Genomic DNA, 14,954 nt, shown 5'->3' with positions numbered 1-14,954 from the left:
AAAACCATGCTCAGGTATCAGCTTGGGCGTTTACGGCCTGCCACTTTAGAGACGCTTTCGGAGAAGCTCAACGGTGCCCCGCTGGAAGTGTTTGACGGCGTATGGCATGTACCTTCCGTCGAGGAGCCTGAACGCTTTGGAAAGCGTTACTGGCAATGCCAGATTAAGCGCTAAACCGCAGGGTTAGGTTAAAAATAGGGTGCCAGCCGGGCGCGTAGCTGGGTGCGATAGGCCTCGCTATTGATACGGCTATTGGTCAGCATGTTATCCAGAAGCGCCCCGCGTTTCTTGGCGGACGAAGGGAGCGCCTTGATGTGGGTGTCGATCCAGATGAGGCGTTGCTGCTGATCCACCAGCAGATTGTCCAGGTGCAGGTCGCGATGGTAATAGCCGGCCTTGGCCAGTTCGATCACCTGTGCGCTCAAGGTGTCGATAAAGGCTGAACGATGCGCTTCGTCCAGTCCTTCAAAATGAATGTTCCCGGTCACGCAGTTATCCAGCCGCTCCATCGCGTAAAGCGATCCCAGCGGGTTCAAAAAGTTGAGCGCCACACCATAACAGCGAACCGCTACCGTGTTCTGCCCTAGCCTTTCGAGGATACGGCGGCTGGTGAACTCCTTGTACGCGTCATACGAGCCGGTCAGGCGCTTGGAAATAATATCGCGCCCTAGCCAGCGCCAGAAATCTTCTTTAGGCGAATATTTATCGCGCACCAGTTTAAAAAGCGTGCTGGTTTGCGCCTGAAAATAGAAGTTGCTGCTGCTTCGACGATCAAGTTCCGGCAGCGGCTCCAGACCCTCCAGGCTTAAAGAAGGGGCCGCCTGATCACGATGCACCAGATACCAGCAAGACTGTTGAGAGAAGCAAAAGCGCTGTAGCTTTTTTAGCATGGTGGGACCTTACGAATAACCTGATGGTGCTGGCCTGGGTAGCGCCGAGACGGCAAAGTGCCAAAGAGGGCTTTGTGAGGTAGAAAATCCAGGAACCTTGACATAATAGCGTAATAGTTAAGCTGCTAATATCAAGGATTTTAGTCTGTGTCTTGGTGGTCTGACTGATAGGTGCATACATGAGCACTCATCTTTTTAAAACGCCAGTAGCATAAAGCCCAGACTTTGCCTGGGCTTTATGGAGAGATAATGAAGAGAAACGCTGGTGCTAAAGCGTTGCCCTAACACTCAATTGCATTAACCGCCAGCCCGCCCTTGGACGTTTCCTTATACTTGTCCAGCATGTCTTTGCCGGTGTCGCGCATGGTGCGGATTACTTTGTCTAAAGAGATAAAGTGGGTGCCGTCGCCTCGCAGGGCCATTTGCGCCGCGTTGATCGCCTTGATGGTGGCAATGGCGTTGCGCTCGATGCAGGGCACCTGAACGAGCCCACCCACCGGGTCGCAGGTCAGCCCGAGATTGTGCTCAAGGCCGATCTCGGCGGCGTTTTCCACCTGCTCAGGCGTGGCGCCCATGACCTCGGCCAAGCCCGCGGCGGCCATGGCACACGCCGAGCCCACTTCACCTTGGCAGCCCACTTCAGCGCCGGAAATGGAGGCGTTTTTCTTGCACAAAATGCCGATCGCGCCAGCGGCCAGCAGGAAATCCACTACGTTGCGCTCGCTGGCGCCCGCCTGAAACTTCATATAGTAGTGCAGCACGGCGGGAATAATGCCCGCGGCTCCATTGGTTGGGGCTGTTACCATGCGTCCGCCCGCGGCATTCTCTTCGTTCACGGCGAGCGCAAAGATATTCACCCACTCCATGGCGGAGAAGGTCGTGGCAATCAGGCAGTCGTTCTGCTCAGCCGCCTGCAAGCGCTGATGCAGCTGTCTTGCGCGACGTTTGACGTTAAGGCCACCAGGTAGAACGCCTTCATGGGTTAGCCCGTTATCGATGCACTCACACATGACCTGCCAAATGCGCCAAAGCTCGCTTCTGACCTCTTCTTCCGGGCGCCATGTTTTCTCGTTTTCCATCATCAGGCGGCTGATGCTCATGTTTTCGCGCTTGCAAATGGCCAGAAGCTCTTCAGCGCTGTTGAAGTCGAAGGGGAGATCCGCCGTATCCATATCTTCAAGCTTGGCATCCACCTGGTTCTGATCGACCACAAAGCCGCCACCGACCGAGTAATAGGTATTGGCGGTCAATAGGCTGCCGTCCTCGGCAAAGGCGCAAAGCTTCATGGCGTTGGGGTGGTGGGGCAGGCTCTCTTCATGAAAGATAATGTCCCGATGCCAGTCAAACGTGACATCTTTGTGGCGCCCCAGCGACAGGCAGCGGGTATCTTTCAATGCCGCAATCGAGGAGTTGATAATCGAAGGGTCGATGGTGTCGGGGCGTTCGCCCAACAAGCCCATGATAATGGCGTGATCGGTTCCATGGCCGATGCCCGTGGCGGAAAGTGAGCCATAGAGGTGCACTTCCAGGCGGTTCACCTGGTCGAGCATTTGGCTATCGCGCAGAACCGTCACAAACTTGAAGGCTGCCATCATGGGGCCAACCGTATGCGAACTGGATGGACCGACGCCAATCTTGAAAAGGTCGAAGACACTGATAGGCATGGAAGACCTCTGAATTGGAAATAAAAAGCCGGCTCACTGGACGTTGGACAGGGCAAACGCGGATTGATGCCCGTGATATACCCGTCGCGTCAAACAGTGAGCAAACTTGATTTTTGTTCTGCTGAAGTAGTGTAAACGTTAACCCTAAAGGCTAGTTGCCGAACACTACCGTGCGCCCGTTGTGCAGGAAGACCCGTCGTTCCAGATGGTAACCAATCGCCCGAGCCAGCGTCAGGCACTCGATATCGCGCCCCTTGGCTACCAGATCTTCCGGGTAGTGGGTGTGATCCACCGGCTCGACGCCTTGGGCGATGATCGGCCCTTCGTCTAGATCGTTGTTGATGTAGTGCGCCGTAGCACCCACCAGCTTGACGCCCTTGTCGTAGGCTTGGTGATAAGGTTTCGCGCCTTTGAAGCCCGGCAGCAACGAGTGGTGGATATTGATCGCCCGTCCGTCCAGAAGCTCGCACATGCGCGGCGAGAGCACCTGCATGTAGCGCGCCAGGATCACCAGCTCCGCCCCGGTCTGCTCGATGATATCGAGCACTTGGGCCTCCTGATCGGCCTTGGTATCGGGGGTGATAGGCAGATGATGGTAAGGCAGATCATGCCAGCTCGCCAAGGACTCAAGGTCCGGGTGGTTGGAGATGATTGCCTTGATATCCAGCGCCAGCTGCCCGGTGCGGTAGCGGTAAAGTAGGTCGTTCAGGCAGTGGTCCGCCTTGGAGACGAGAATGACCGCGCCCGTGCGCTTGGCCGGCGCGGTCAGTTCAAACGTCATGTCAAAATCGGCAGCGCGCGGCAGAAAGTTTTCTTGAAACGCCTGCTCGTCGAACGTTTCACGCTCGGGACGAAACTCGGCCCGGATGAAGAAGCGCTCGCCCAGCCGGTCATCAAACGAGCTAAGTTCGGTGATATAGCAGTGCTGCTCCTTTAAAAAGCGGGTAACGACATCGACCGTGCCCAAAATACTGGGGCATTGGGCGGCAAGTATCCAGGTATCCGTCATTCGGCTCATGGCGCTTCTCTTTCATCGGCAGTCAGGGTCGGCCGGGCACGCCCGGCCGACCAGCTTGTTATTGTGTATCGATGCCATATTCCGCTGAGGCGTCGAGCAACCAGCGGTAGCAGTAGTCGGCAAAGCTGCGGCGCACGACCAGCTCCCAATGGGTCTCGGAAGGGCGGCGCAGCACCACGGTCGCCTTGGCAAATACTGTAGTCACGCCCTTGCCGACCGGGAAGGCATTGGGATGCACATCGTAGGACGTCGATTTCATCAGTACCTCGCGGGCGTTATCGCCGCTAAGCGTGAGTACGGTCTGGCCGCCGCTGGCGTTGACGATGCTGTAATGGGCATCGCCCAGCACCTGGCGCAGCGCGCGTTCAAGCTTGAACTCCTCTCCGCCCGGCACGATCACCAGCCACTCGTCGGGTGAGAGCCACTGGATGGAGCGCTCGCCGCTATCGTCATGTTCCAATGCATTGGGCTTGGCCGGTAGGCTCATACCCAGTGTTGCTCGAACCGCTTCATCCAGCACAATAGCCCCGCCACGCAGCACCAAGTGGCCTAGCAGCGCTTTTTCACGCAGGACAATGCCTGCCTGGCCGCTGGCACGGGGTGCCGGATGTTGCTGGTAGCTCCACGCCAGAGGAGATTCGACCTTTGGATTGCCGTCGGGCACGGTGTTGAACTCTCGCACGTTAGATACGCTCACGTTAGACATGCTGGCGCTCTCCTTTCGGATCGATGAATACAGGGCTAACGATTTCGGCTTCATGCATCGTGCCATCCGTCATGGGGATATACACGGTTTGGCCCATTCGCTCATGACCACCCATCACCACGGCCAGGGCGAAGCCGTGCTTGAGCGATGCACTGTAATAGCTCGACGTTACGTGGCCCTTCATGTCCATGGGAATCGACTGCTTGCCGTCGAAGACGATCTGCGCGCCTTCCTCCAGTACTACGCTTGGGTCCTTGGGCTTTAAGCCGACAAACTGTTTGCGATCCTTACGACGGGTATCCGGGCGCGATAGGGCCCGCTTGCCGATCCACGGGAAGGGCTTGTCGTAGCCAATCGCCCACTGCATACCCAGGTCCTCGGGCGTCACCGAGCCGTCGGTATCTTGGCCGACGATGATCAGGCCTTTCTCGGCGCGCAGCACGTGCATGGTTTCGGTGCCGTAGGGTGTCAGGTTGTACTTCTCGCCGTGCTCGAAGAGCTTCTTCCACACGTGCATGGCGTAGTTGGCCTGCACGTTGATCTCAAACGCCAGTTCGCCGGTGAACGAGATACGGAAGATGCGCGCCGGTACCTCTGCCACCGTGGCATCGCGCCAGTCCATGAACTTGAAGTTCTCGCGATCTAAATCCAGGTCGGTCAGCTCGGACAAAAGCTTGCGCGCGTCCGGGCCGGTCACCGTCATGGTTGCCCAGTGGTCGGTCACCGAGTTGAAGTAGACCTGAAGCTCCGGCCACTCGGTCTGGTGCCACAGCTCCAGCCACTCGAGCACGCCTGCCGCGCCGCCGGTGGTGGTGGTCATCAGGAAATGGTTATCGCCCAGGCAGCTGGTCGTACCGTCGTCCATCAGCATGCCGTCGTCTTTGCACATCAGGCCGTAGCGCACGCGCCCAGGGGCGAGCTGAGCCCACTTGTTGGTGTAGACGCGGCCCAAGAACTCACGGGCATCCGGCCCCTGGATATCGATCTTGCCAAGCGTCGAGGCGTCCAGAATCCCCACACCCTCGCGTACCGCCAGGCACTCGCGGTTGACCGCCTCATGCATGGTTTCCTTCTTGCCATTCACGGTGCGTGGAAAATACCAGGGGCGCTTCCACTGGCCCACGTCCTCGAACTCGGCGCCGTTCTCGATATGCCACTGGTGTAGCGCGGTGTAACGCTCAGGGTCAAATAGCTCGCCGCAGTGGCGGCCGACGATGGCGCCAAAAGTGACCGGCGTGTAGTTGGGCCGGAACACGGTAGTACCTACTTCGGGAATCGAACGATCCAGGCAGCGTGCGGCAATCGCCATACCGTTGATATTACCCAGCTTCCCTTGGTCGGTACCAAAGCCCAGCGCCGTGTAGCGCTTGACGTGCTCGATGGATTCAAAGCCTTCGCGGGTGGCCACTTCAATACCCGCGGCGGTCACATCGTTTTGCAGGTCAACAAACTGCTTGGGCGCGCGCAGGGCGCTCTTTTCATGGGGCACCTGATAAAGCGCGCAGGCTGGGGCATCGCGCCGCGCTCGAGTGGCGGGCAGTACGATATCCGGCGCATTGTTGAAGCCACTTTCCAGCGCTGCCTGGCGGCCAGCGCGAGCACCATCGGTCAGCGTCTCGCTCAGAGCGTAGTGGCCGGCCACGCCGCCTGCCGCGTGCATGCCTTTTACCTTGCCGGGGACAAAGCCTAGTAGCTCTTCGTTCCATACCGGACGAGTGCCGGTGTGCGACGAGAGGTGAATCACCGGGCTGTAGCCGCCGGAGCTTGCGATGGTATCGCACTCAAGCTCCTCGACTTTTCCAATCACCACGAAACGCTCAAGGTCGATGGCCGAGATACGCGCCCCGGTGACGCGCTGATTGCCGCGCGCTTCGATGACGGCGCTGCCGGTAATCACGCGAATACCGCTGTCGCGCGCCTGGCGCACCAAATCGCCGTCCGGGTTGGCTCGTGCATCGACAATGGCGACCACCTTGCGTCCCGCCTCTTTCCAGTCAAGCGCGGCGCGGTAGGCGTGGTCGTTACTGGTGGAGAGCACCAGGCTCTGGCCGGGCACTACCGCGTAGCGGCGAATATAGGTAGAAATAGCGCCGGCGAGCATGTTGCCGGGCAGATCGTTGTTGGCATACACCAGCGGCCGCTCATGAGTGCCGCTGGCCAATACTACCTGGGCGGCGCGCACGCGATGCAGGCGTGCCCGAGATTCACCGGGGAAACCTGCCTCACGGGCGGTATCGGCCAAGTGCTCGGTACGCCGTTCGTGCAGGGTGACAAAGTTGTGGTCGTGATAGCCGTTGGCCGTGGTGCGTGGCAGCAGCGTCACGGTTTCCATGCCGGCAAGCTCGCTGAGCGCTTGCTCAACCCAGCGTACGGCGGAAACGCCATCCAGCGTCTCGCGGCTATCCAGCAGCGAGCCGCCCATCTCTTCCTGCTCGTCGCACAGGATCACGCGGGCACCAGCACGTGCGGCACTAAGCGCGGCGGCAAGCCCCGCCGGACCCGCGCCGATCACCATCACATCGCAGTGATGATGCATGTGATCGTAGATATCCGGATCAGACTCGGTCGGCGCACGGCCCAGGCCCGCGCCCATGCGGATGTACTTCTCATAGGTCATCCACATTGAGGCAGGGGCCATAAAGGTCTTGTAATAGAAACCTGGCGGCATGAAACCACCACCCAGGCGGCCTACCCAACTCATTACGTCACGCTGAACGTTGGGCCAGCCGTTGGTGCTGCGAGCGACCAGGCCGCTATACAGACCTTGCTGGGTGGCACGCACGTTGGGCACCTGAGTGTCATCCCGGGCGCCCAGCTGGACCACGGCATTGGGCTCTTCGGAACCTGCGGCGACAATGCCGCGAGCGCGTGAATATTTGAAGCTACGGTTGACGATATTGACGCCGTTGGCGAGTAGCGCCGAGGCCAGCGTGTCGCCCTTGAAGCCTTGATAGCGTTGACCGTTGAAGGTGAACTCAAGCACCTGCGAGCGATCGACACGCCCGCCTGCCGCGATACGATTGGACTGGGTCATGACGAGGTCTCCTCGTTCAGTGCTTTGTTTTCAGACCGGGCGCCCACGGTTTGCCAACCGCCATCGGCCACCTGGACGCCTTGTTCGTGACGAACATCGGGCGTTGCCGCCGTAATGGTCGGCTGCTCGCCCATCGGGTAGGTTTCCAGAATGTCGTAGGTCACCGTATTGCGGGTGATATTGAAAAACTTGCGACAGCCCACCGAGTGCACCCACATTTCGTGGTGAATGCCGCGCGGGTTGTTGCGGAAGAACAGGTAGTCGCCCCACTCCTCGTCGCTGGTGTTGTCCGGGTCGGAAGGGCGCATTAGGTGAGCCTGACCGCGAGCGTGAAATTCCTCTTCCTCGCGGTGCTCCTTGCAGTAGGGGCAGAAGATATAAAACATGATGGGCTCTCCTCAGTGCGCCACGCCAGCGGCGCCGTGTTCATCGATCAGCGCACCGGTATGGAAACGGTCGATGGAAAAGGGTGCCGCGATGGGATGCATTTCGCCCTTGGCCAGGCTCGCGGCGAAAACATGCCCGGAACCGGGGGTCGCCTTGAAGCCACCGGTGCCCCAGCCGCAGTTGAAATACAGGCCCTTAACCTTCGTTTTGGACAGGATCGGGCAAGCGTCCGGGCAGGTATCCACGATGCCGCCCCACTGGCGGTTCATGCGCACCCGAGAGAACATCGGGAACATCTCGACGATGGCTTGAAGTGTGTGCTCAATGGTCGGATAGCTGCCGCGCTGACCGTAACCTAAGTAACCATCGATACCGGCACCGATCACCAGGTCGCCCTTGTCGGACTGGCTGATATAGCCGTGAACGTGGTTAGACATGGTGACCGTATTGAGGATCGGCTTGAGCGGCTCGGACACCAGCGCCTGCAGCGGATGCGACTCCAGCGGCAGCTTGATACCCGCCATATTGGCAAGCACCCCGGAGTTGCCCGCCGCCACGCAGCCCACGGTATTGGCTTCGATATCGCCGCGGTTGGTGTGAACACCCAGCACCTTGCCATCGCGAATCTTGAAGCCGGTCACTTCGGTATTCTGCAAAAGATCGACACCCAGTGCGTCTGCACCACGGGCAAAGCCCCAGGCCACAGCGTCGTGGCGCGCCACGCCAGCACTTTTCTGCCAGGACGCCCCCATGATCGGGTAGCGGGCGCGGCTGGAGATATCAAGCTGAGGCTCGATCTCCTTGATCTGCTGCGGGGTGACTACCTCGCTGTCGATACCATTCAAGCGGTTAGCGTGAACGCGGCGCTGAATATCGCGCATGTCCTGCAGTGTGTGGCCCAGGTTGAGTACGCCGCGCTGGGAGAACATCACGTTGTAGTTCAAATCCTGGGAAAGGCCTTTCCACAGATCGAGTGAGTGGTTGTAAAGACGTCCCGCTTCGTCCCACAGATAGTTGGAACGTACGATAGTGGTATTACGTGCGGTATTACCCCCGCCCAGCCAGCCTTTTTCGACCACGGCGACATTCTTGACGCCGAACTCTTTCGCCAGGTAATAGGCGGTGGCTAGCCCGTGACCGCCACCACCCACAATGATGACGTCGTAGCGCTTCTTGGGTTCAGGGTTGCGCCACTGACGCTCCCAGTTCTCGTGGTGACCGAGCGCATGTTTGACCAGTCCGAAGCCGGAATAACGTTGCATAAAGTTTCTCCTTGATCGGCTCCGCGGAGCCGGCTGGCGGCTATCGTCAGGCGACTGAGGCTGCGCTATCGGCCACGTGTTCACGCGTGACTTGGGCTTGCCCATACACTGGGTAGTGGGCACACAGGTCGGCGACGTTTTCGCGTACCTGATTTTCTACGCCAGTGGTGTCCTGCTGATCGGCTAGTACGTCGAGAATGTCGCAAATCCAGCCCGCCAAGTGTTCGCAGTCCGCTTCGACCATCCCACGGGTGGTTACCGCTGGGGTACCGATGCGCAAACCCGAAGTAACGAAGGGGCTTTGTGGGTCGTTGGGCACGGTATTCTTGTTGACCGTGATATGCGCGCGCCCAAGGGCCGCGTCGGCATCTTTACCGGTAATGCCCTGTTTGATCAGCGAGACTAGGAAAAGGTGATCGTCGGTACCGCCGGACACCACATCAAAACCGCGCTCAACGAAGACGCGGGCCATGGTGCGGGCGTTGGCGATGACTTGGCGCTGATAGTTGACGAAGTCCTGGTTCATGGCCTCTTTGAACGCCACCGCTTTGGCCGCGATCACGTGCATGAGCGGGCCGCCCTGCTGACCGGGGAAAACCGCGCCGTTGAGCTTCTTGTACAGCGTTTCGTCGCCATCGGCGGAGAGAATCAGACCGCCGCGCGGGCCGCGCAGTGTTTTGTGGGTCGTGGTGGTCACCACATGGGCGTGGGGCAGTGGGCTCGGGTAGAGGCCTGCGGCGACCAAGCCGGCCACGTGGGCCATATCGACCATGAGATAGGCACCCACTTCATCAGCGATGGTGCGGAAACGGCGCCAGTCAACCACGCGTGAATAGGCCGAGAAACCAGCGATGATCATTTTCGGCTTATGCTCGCGTGCCAGCCGCTCGACTTCGTCGTAGTCGATCTCGCCGGTACCTTCGACCAGCCCGTACTGGATAGCGTTGTAGTGCTTGCCCGAGAAGTTGGGCGCGGCGCCATGGGTCAGGTGGCCGCCGTGGGCCAGGCTCATGCCCAGAATGGTATCGCCCGGGCTTACCAGCGCCATGAATACTGCAGCATTGGCCTGGGCGCCAGAGTGGGGCTGCACGTTGGCATAGTTGGCACCAAACAGGCTACAAGCCCGCTCGATAGCCAGCGCTTCCACTTTATCGACAAACTCACAGCCGCCGTAATAGCGCTTGCCGGGGTAGCCTTCGGCGTACTTGTTGGTCAGCTGGGTGCCCTGAGCTTCCATCACCAGCTTGCTGGTGTAGTTCTCGGAAGCAATCAGTTCGATATGGGCTTCCTGGCGCGCTGTTTCTTCAGCAATTGCCGAGGCAAGGGCTGTGTCGTAGTTGGCCAAGCGGGCTTCGGGAGAAAAGTTGTTGTGAGCCATCTGGGTCTCCAGGCTAGTCGCTTTGTTCGGTCTGGGAGTCTGTTAGCGTCGGTAATCGCATCACCGTCAACGCTATCCTGCCGCGATAGTATCGTTGGCCTTGCCCCCCAAGATGCTTGCCGACGTCACCGCTCGGCGTATTTGCGACATTGGGGTGAATTTTTTATGGGGCTTTATAAGACGTCGCCTATCTATTGCTCGACGTCGTTTATGAGTAATTGCGGGTAAGCCGGGTGCGTCATGCTGCGGCAACAGGTTAATGTTTTTAGTTGGCCTGCTGATCAAGAAGCGCTTCTCGCAAATGCTTCAAATACGCCAGCTCGATTCAAAAATAATGATGCCAGCACAGTTATTGAGAACGTCCTTGAGATAGCTCTTGAGACAGTCCTTGAGAACGTTTTCGAGACTGTGCCAGCGCCTAGAAGAGAGGATTCCGCATGTCCAACAATCGTGGTGTTGTTTATATCGGCGACGGTAAGGTCGAAGTCCAGGATATCGCCTACCCGAAAATGGAAACGCCCCATGGCAAACCCATTGATCACGGCGTCATCTTGAAAGTGGTTTCCACGAATATCTGCGGCTCCGACCAGCATATGGTGCGCGGGCGGACCACGGCGCCCACCGGCATGGTACTGGGCCACGAGATCACCGGTGAGGTGATCGAGAAGGGCAAGGGCGTCGAGTTTCTAAGCATTGGCGATATCGTGTCAGTGCCGTTCAACGTAGCCTGCGGACGCTGCCGTACCTGTAAAGATGGCCATACTGGCCTTTGTCTGCATGTTAACGATGACCGTGCAGGCGGCGCTTATGGTTACGTTGATATGGGTGGCTGGGTAGGTGGGCAGGCGCACTACGTCATGGTGCCCTACGCCGACTTCAACCTTTTGAAGTTCCCGGATCGCGACCAGGCCATGACCCAGATCCGCGACTTGACCATGCTGAGCGATATTCTCCCAACCGGCTTCCACGGCGCTTTAAAAGCGGGCGTTGGCGCGGGCTCCACGGTGTACGTTGCCGGTGCTGGCCCGGTAGGACTGGCGGCGGCCGCCTCGGCACGCCTATTAGGCGCAGCGGTGGTGATGATCGGAGACTTCAATCAGGCGCGCCTGGAGCACGCCCGTAAGATGGGTTTTGTGCCGATTGATCTGAGCAAGCATGATCGCCTGGGCGAAATGATTGCCGCGGTGGTAGGCGAGCCGAGTGTGGACAGCGCCATTGATGCGGTCGGTTTTGAGGCGATCGGGCACGGCGGTAAAGAGCAGCCAGCGGTGGTGCTTAACCAGATGATGGAAGTCACCCGCGAAGGCGGCTCCATCGGTATTCCAGGGCTTTACGTGACCGAAGACCCGGGCGCGACCGAGAAAGCCGCGCAGACTGGAAGCTTAAGCCTGCGCTTTGGCCAAGGCTGGGCCAAGGGGCTCTCTTTCCATACCGGCCAGACGCCGGTGGTACAGTACAACCGCCAGCTGATGCAGGCCATTCTGCACGGGCGCCTGAACATCGCCGAGATCGTCAACGCCCAGGTGATCTCGCTTGAAGACGCGCCAACGGGCTACGAGCAGTTCGACGCGGGCGTGGCGAGCAAGTTTGTCCTCGATCCTCATGGGCTGCTGGGCGCTGCCTGATCAATGCTGAAATGAGCGGGTAACAAACACTGACAACGCTCATGGCCGCGGGCCATGAGCGTTTTTGTGTGTCCGCTTTTATGGATTTACGGCATAAAAAAATGGATACCGAGGCAGGTCGGTATCCGTCTAGGGGTAGGCTGTTTTTATGGAATAAAGGTCTTCCGCGTTAGAAATCCACCACAAGATTGCCTTTCGGGCGGCTGCAGCAGGACAGAATGTAGCCCTCTTCAATATCCTCGTCGGTAATCCCGCCGTTGTGTTCCATTTCCACCTCGCCGGATTTCAGCTCCACCCGGCAGGTACCGCAGATACCCATACCGCAGGCCTTGGGAATATGCAGGCCAAGCTTGGACGCCGCCGCGTGCACAGTTTCGCCTGGCTGAATGCGTACGCTTTTGTTCGACTGGGCGAATTCGATGTTGATCAGCTCCTCAGGCTCGGCCATCTCGGCTTCCACTTCAGCCTGCCCGACAAGCTCCAGAACGTCTTCTCGAACGTCCACCGGCGTCGCGCCAAACGACTCTTCATGGTAGTGGTCCATGTTGAAGTTGTTGGCGCGCAGAATTGCCTTGATGGCGTTCATGTAGGGTGTCGGGCCACAGCAGAATATTTCCCGCTCAAGGAAATCTGGCGCCATCAGCTCAAGCATGGGCTGGGTCAGGTAACCGCGGTAGCCGGCCCACGCCTCGCCAATATCGTCTTTCTTTTCGCAAATGATATGCAGCTTGAACTCGGGAATGCGCGAGAACATGTGCACCAGCTCCCGGTGATAGATAACGTCACGCGGTGCACGAGCGCTGTGGATGAACTCGACGTCCACATTGGCGTTGGTATCAAAGAACCAGCGCGTCATCGACATCAGCGGGGTAATGCCCACGCCGCCGGAGAGAAACAGCACCTTTTCGGCAGGGAAGTCGATGGAGTTGAAGTTGCCGACCGGGCCATGGACCACCAGCTCATCGCCCACCTTGAGATTGGCATGTAGCCAGTTGGAAACATGACCGCCCGGCACTTGCTTGACCGTGATTGAAAAGCTGTAAGGCACGGAGGGAGAGCTGGAAATCGTATAAGAGCGCATGATCGGCTGGTTATCGATTTCAAGCTCCAGCGTCACGAACTGGCCCGGCTTGAAGAAGAACATTACCGGCTGTTCAGCCATAAAGCAGAACGTGCGAACGTCCCAGGTTTCCTGAATGATCTTGACGCACCGCACATGGTGGCGGCCGTTGGTCCAGGTCTGGGTCGTGACGGGATTAAAGAAGTTCATTGTCATCGTCGTCTCAATATGGCCGTGCTATCGCGTTGCCTTCACCGGCCCGTCCTGTCTGCACGGTCCAGCACCATTAACCTGCATTCTGGGTACGCGCTTTATGGCCAGCTTGCCTGTTAGCGACACGCACTTACCTTGCGGCACCTTCTCTACATCAAAAATCTCCGCTCACGTCGTCGCCACGCCACATAGTGTCGTGGGCAGATAATTGATGGCAAAAGCCGTGCACCACAATCCATCAACAAGTAGCAAGCGCTGCGCGCTTCACACAATCGCCAGGTTACGCAGCTTAACAACAACACAATCATGTTTGGTTAACGACCCTGTCGCCGCCCTGGGTAAGGGAGGCGGTGTTTAAAAGGATATCTGGTATGAACAAGACAATGGATTACACACACAACGACCTACTGGCATCCATGCGTGAAGCGACGGTTGATATGCTGCAGTCCCGCACGCGTACCTATTCTCTGCCCCAGCCTTTCTATAACGATGCCCGCTTGTTTGCGCTCGATATGCAGGAAGTCTTTGAAAAAGAATGGCTATTCGCGGGCATGGCTTGCGAAATTCCGGCCAAGGGCAATTTCATGACGCTGCAGGTCGGTGACAACCCCATCGTTATCGTGCGCGGCGTTGAAGATCAGATTCATGCTTTCTATAACGTATGCCGTCACCGAGGCTCACGGTTGTGCACCAAGGACAAGGGCAAGGTCGCCAAGCTAGTATGTCCCTACCACCAGTGGACCTATGAACTCGATGGCCGGTTGCTGTTTGCCGGAAGCGACATGGGCGCCGACTTCGACCTTAACCAGTTTGGGCTGAAGCCGGTTAGCGTGCGCACCGCCGGGGGCTTTGTGTTTATCAACCTGAGCGATAATCCGCCGGCGATTGATGATTTCCTGGTCACGCTGGAGCACTACCTTGAGCCTTACCAGATGGATAACGTCAAGGTCGCCGTGGAGTCGAGCATTGTCGAGCAGGCCAACTGGAAGCTGGTCATTGAGAATAACCGCGAGTGCTACCACTGCAACGGCTCGCACCCCGAGCTTTTGAATTCGCTGATCGAGTTTGACGATACCGAAGACCCGCGTGCGACGGATAAGTACAAAGACCTGGTGACCCGCAAGCAGACCGACTGGAACGGCGAGCAGGTGCCCTGGCAGCTCAAGCGCTTTGGCAAGCGCAACCGCCTGACCCGTACGCCGCTACTCGATGGCGTGGTATCCATGACCATGGACGGCAAGCCGGCCTGCAACAAACTGATGGGCCGCCTGACCAGCCCGGACATGGGCTCGCTGCGTATTCTGCACCTGCCCAACTCCTGGAACCACTTTATGGGTGATCACGCGGTCGTGTTCCGCGTACTGCCGCTTGGCCCTCAGCAGACCATGGTAACTACCAAATGGCTGGTGCATAAAGATGCGGTGGAAGGCGTGGATTATGACCCCGAAAACATGCGCCGCGTGTGGGATGCCACCAACGATCAGGATCGCCAACTGGCCGAGGAGAACCAGCGCGGTATCAACTCTAAGGCCTATCAGCCCGGCCCCTATTCACAAACCTACGAGTTTGGGGTGATCGACTTTATTGACTGGTACTCCGAGCGCATGCTCAGCAATCTGGGAAGCGATAACGTCGCGCTGCAGTTGGCTCAGGGTTAGAACGCATTAAGAGCTGGCCCGTCTTGGCGGGCCAGTTCCCAGCCGCTGCTCAGTCATCA

12 protein-coding genes are annotated in these 14,954 nt (G+C 58.4%); 3 read left to right on the top strand and 9 right to left on the bottom strand.

Annotated features, from left to right (window positions below; genetic code table 11):
• Window positions 1-6: 6 nt before the first annotated feature.
• Window positions 7-174 (top strand): hypothetical protein, encoded by a 168-nt coding sequence (locus ELY25_RS17865; protein ID WP_185856162.1) that lies wholly within the window; start codon window positions 7-9, stop codon window positions 172-174.
• Window positions 175-188: 14 nt separating this feature from the next.
• Here the strand turns inward: ELY25_RS17865 and ELY25_RS16820 are convergent, their stop codons facing one another.
• The 8 genes from ELY25_RS16820 to glyA form a co-directional block, all read right to left on the bottom strand.
• The gene (locus tag ELY25_RS16820; protein WP_126952412.1) at window positions 189-890 is read right to left on the bottom strand and encodes a protein kinase family protein; all 702 of its coding nucleotides are present in this window, start codon (window positions 888-890) and stop codon (window positions 189-191) included.
• Window positions 891-1,171: 281 nt separating this feature from the next.
• Entirely contained in the window at window positions 1,172-2,554 is a 1,383-nt protein-coding gene (locus tag ELY25_RS16815) for an L-serine ammonia-lyase (protein ID WP_126952411.1), read from the bottom strand.
• A 151-nt stretch (window positions 2,555-2,705) separates the two neighbouring features.
• Complete coding sequence (gene purU, locus ELY25_RS16810; protein WP_126952410.1) at window positions 2,706-3,572, bottom strand: formyltetrahydrofolate deformylase; 867 nt, start codon at window positions 3,570-3,572, stop codon at window positions 2,706-2,708.
• Between the two features lie 58 nt (window positions 3,573-3,630).
• Window positions 3,631-4,278, bottom strand: coding sequence for a sarcosine oxidase subunit gamma (locus ELY25_RS16805; RefSeq protein ID WP_126952409.1), 648 nt, complete (start codon window positions 4,276-4,278; stop codon window positions 3,631-3,633).
• The gene (locus ELY25_RS16800) at window positions 4,271-7,312 is read right to left on the bottom strand and encodes a sarcosine oxidase subunit alpha family protein (protein WP_126952408.1); all 3,042 of its coding nucleotides are present in this window, start codon (window positions 7,310-7,312) and stop codon (window positions 4,271-4,273) included. Before ELY25_RS16800 ends, ELY25_RS16805 begins: the two co-directional genes overlap by 8 nt.
• Window positions 7,309-7,698: a sarcosine oxidase subunit delta gene (locus ELY25_RS16795; RefSeq protein WP_126952407.1), complete on the bottom strand. Its 390-nt coding sequence runs from the start codon at window positions 7,696-7,698 to the stop codon at window positions 7,309-7,311. Before ELY25_RS16795 ends, ELY25_RS16800 begins: the two co-directional genes overlap by 4 nt.
• Window positions 7,699-7,710: 12 nt before the next feature.
• Entirely contained in the window at window positions 7,711-8,961 is a 1,251-nt protein-coding gene (locus ELY25_RS16790) for a sarcosine oxidase subunit beta family protein (protein WP_126952406.1), read from the bottom strand.
• A gap of 46 nt (window positions 8,962-9,007) precedes the next feature.
• Window positions 9,008-10,339: a serine hydroxymethyltransferase gene (gene glyA, locus ELY25_RS16785; protein ID WP_126952405.1), complete on the bottom strand. Its 1,332-nt coding sequence runs from the start codon at window positions 10,337-10,339 to the stop codon at window positions 9,008-9,010.
• Window positions 10,340-10,776: 437 nt separating this feature from the next.
• Here glyA and fdhA point away from each other — a divergent pair, with 437 nt between their 5' ends.
• Window positions 10,777-11,964, top strand: a complete 1,188-nt coding sequence (fdhA, locus tag ELY25_RS16780; RefSeq protein WP_126952404.1) for a formaldehyde dehydrogenase, glutathione-independent — start codon at window positions 10,777-10,779, stop codon at window positions 11,962-11,964.
• A gap of 169 nt (window positions 11,965-12,133) precedes the next feature.
• Here the strand turns inward: fdhA and ELY25_RS16775 are convergent, their stop codons facing one another.
• Window positions 12,134-13,240, bottom strand: a complete 1,107-nt coding sequence (locus tag ELY25_RS16775; RefSeq protein WP_126952403.1) for an FAD-binding oxidoreductase — start codon at window positions 13,238-13,240, stop codon at window positions 12,134-12,136.
• Between the two features lie 368 nt (window positions 13,241-13,608).
• On the opposite strand from ELY25_RS16775, the gene ELY25_RS16770 reads away from it, so the two are divergent.
• On the top strand, window positions 13,609-14,895 hold the full coding sequence (locus tag ELY25_RS16770) for an aromatic ring-hydroxylating oxygenase subunit alpha (RefSeq protein WP_126952402.1): 1,287 nt from the start codon (window positions 13,609-13,611) through the stop codon (window positions 14,893-14,895).
• Window positions 14,896-14,954 lie beyond the last annotated feature (59 nt).

It is taken from the genome of Vreelandella populi, from assembly GCF_003989825.1.
Taxonomy (GTDB): Bacteria; Pseudomonadota; Gammaproteobacteria; order Pseudomonadales; family Halomonadaceae; genus Vreelandella; species Vreelandella populi.
This window is presented reverse-complemented; position numbering and strand designations above follow the sequence as displayed.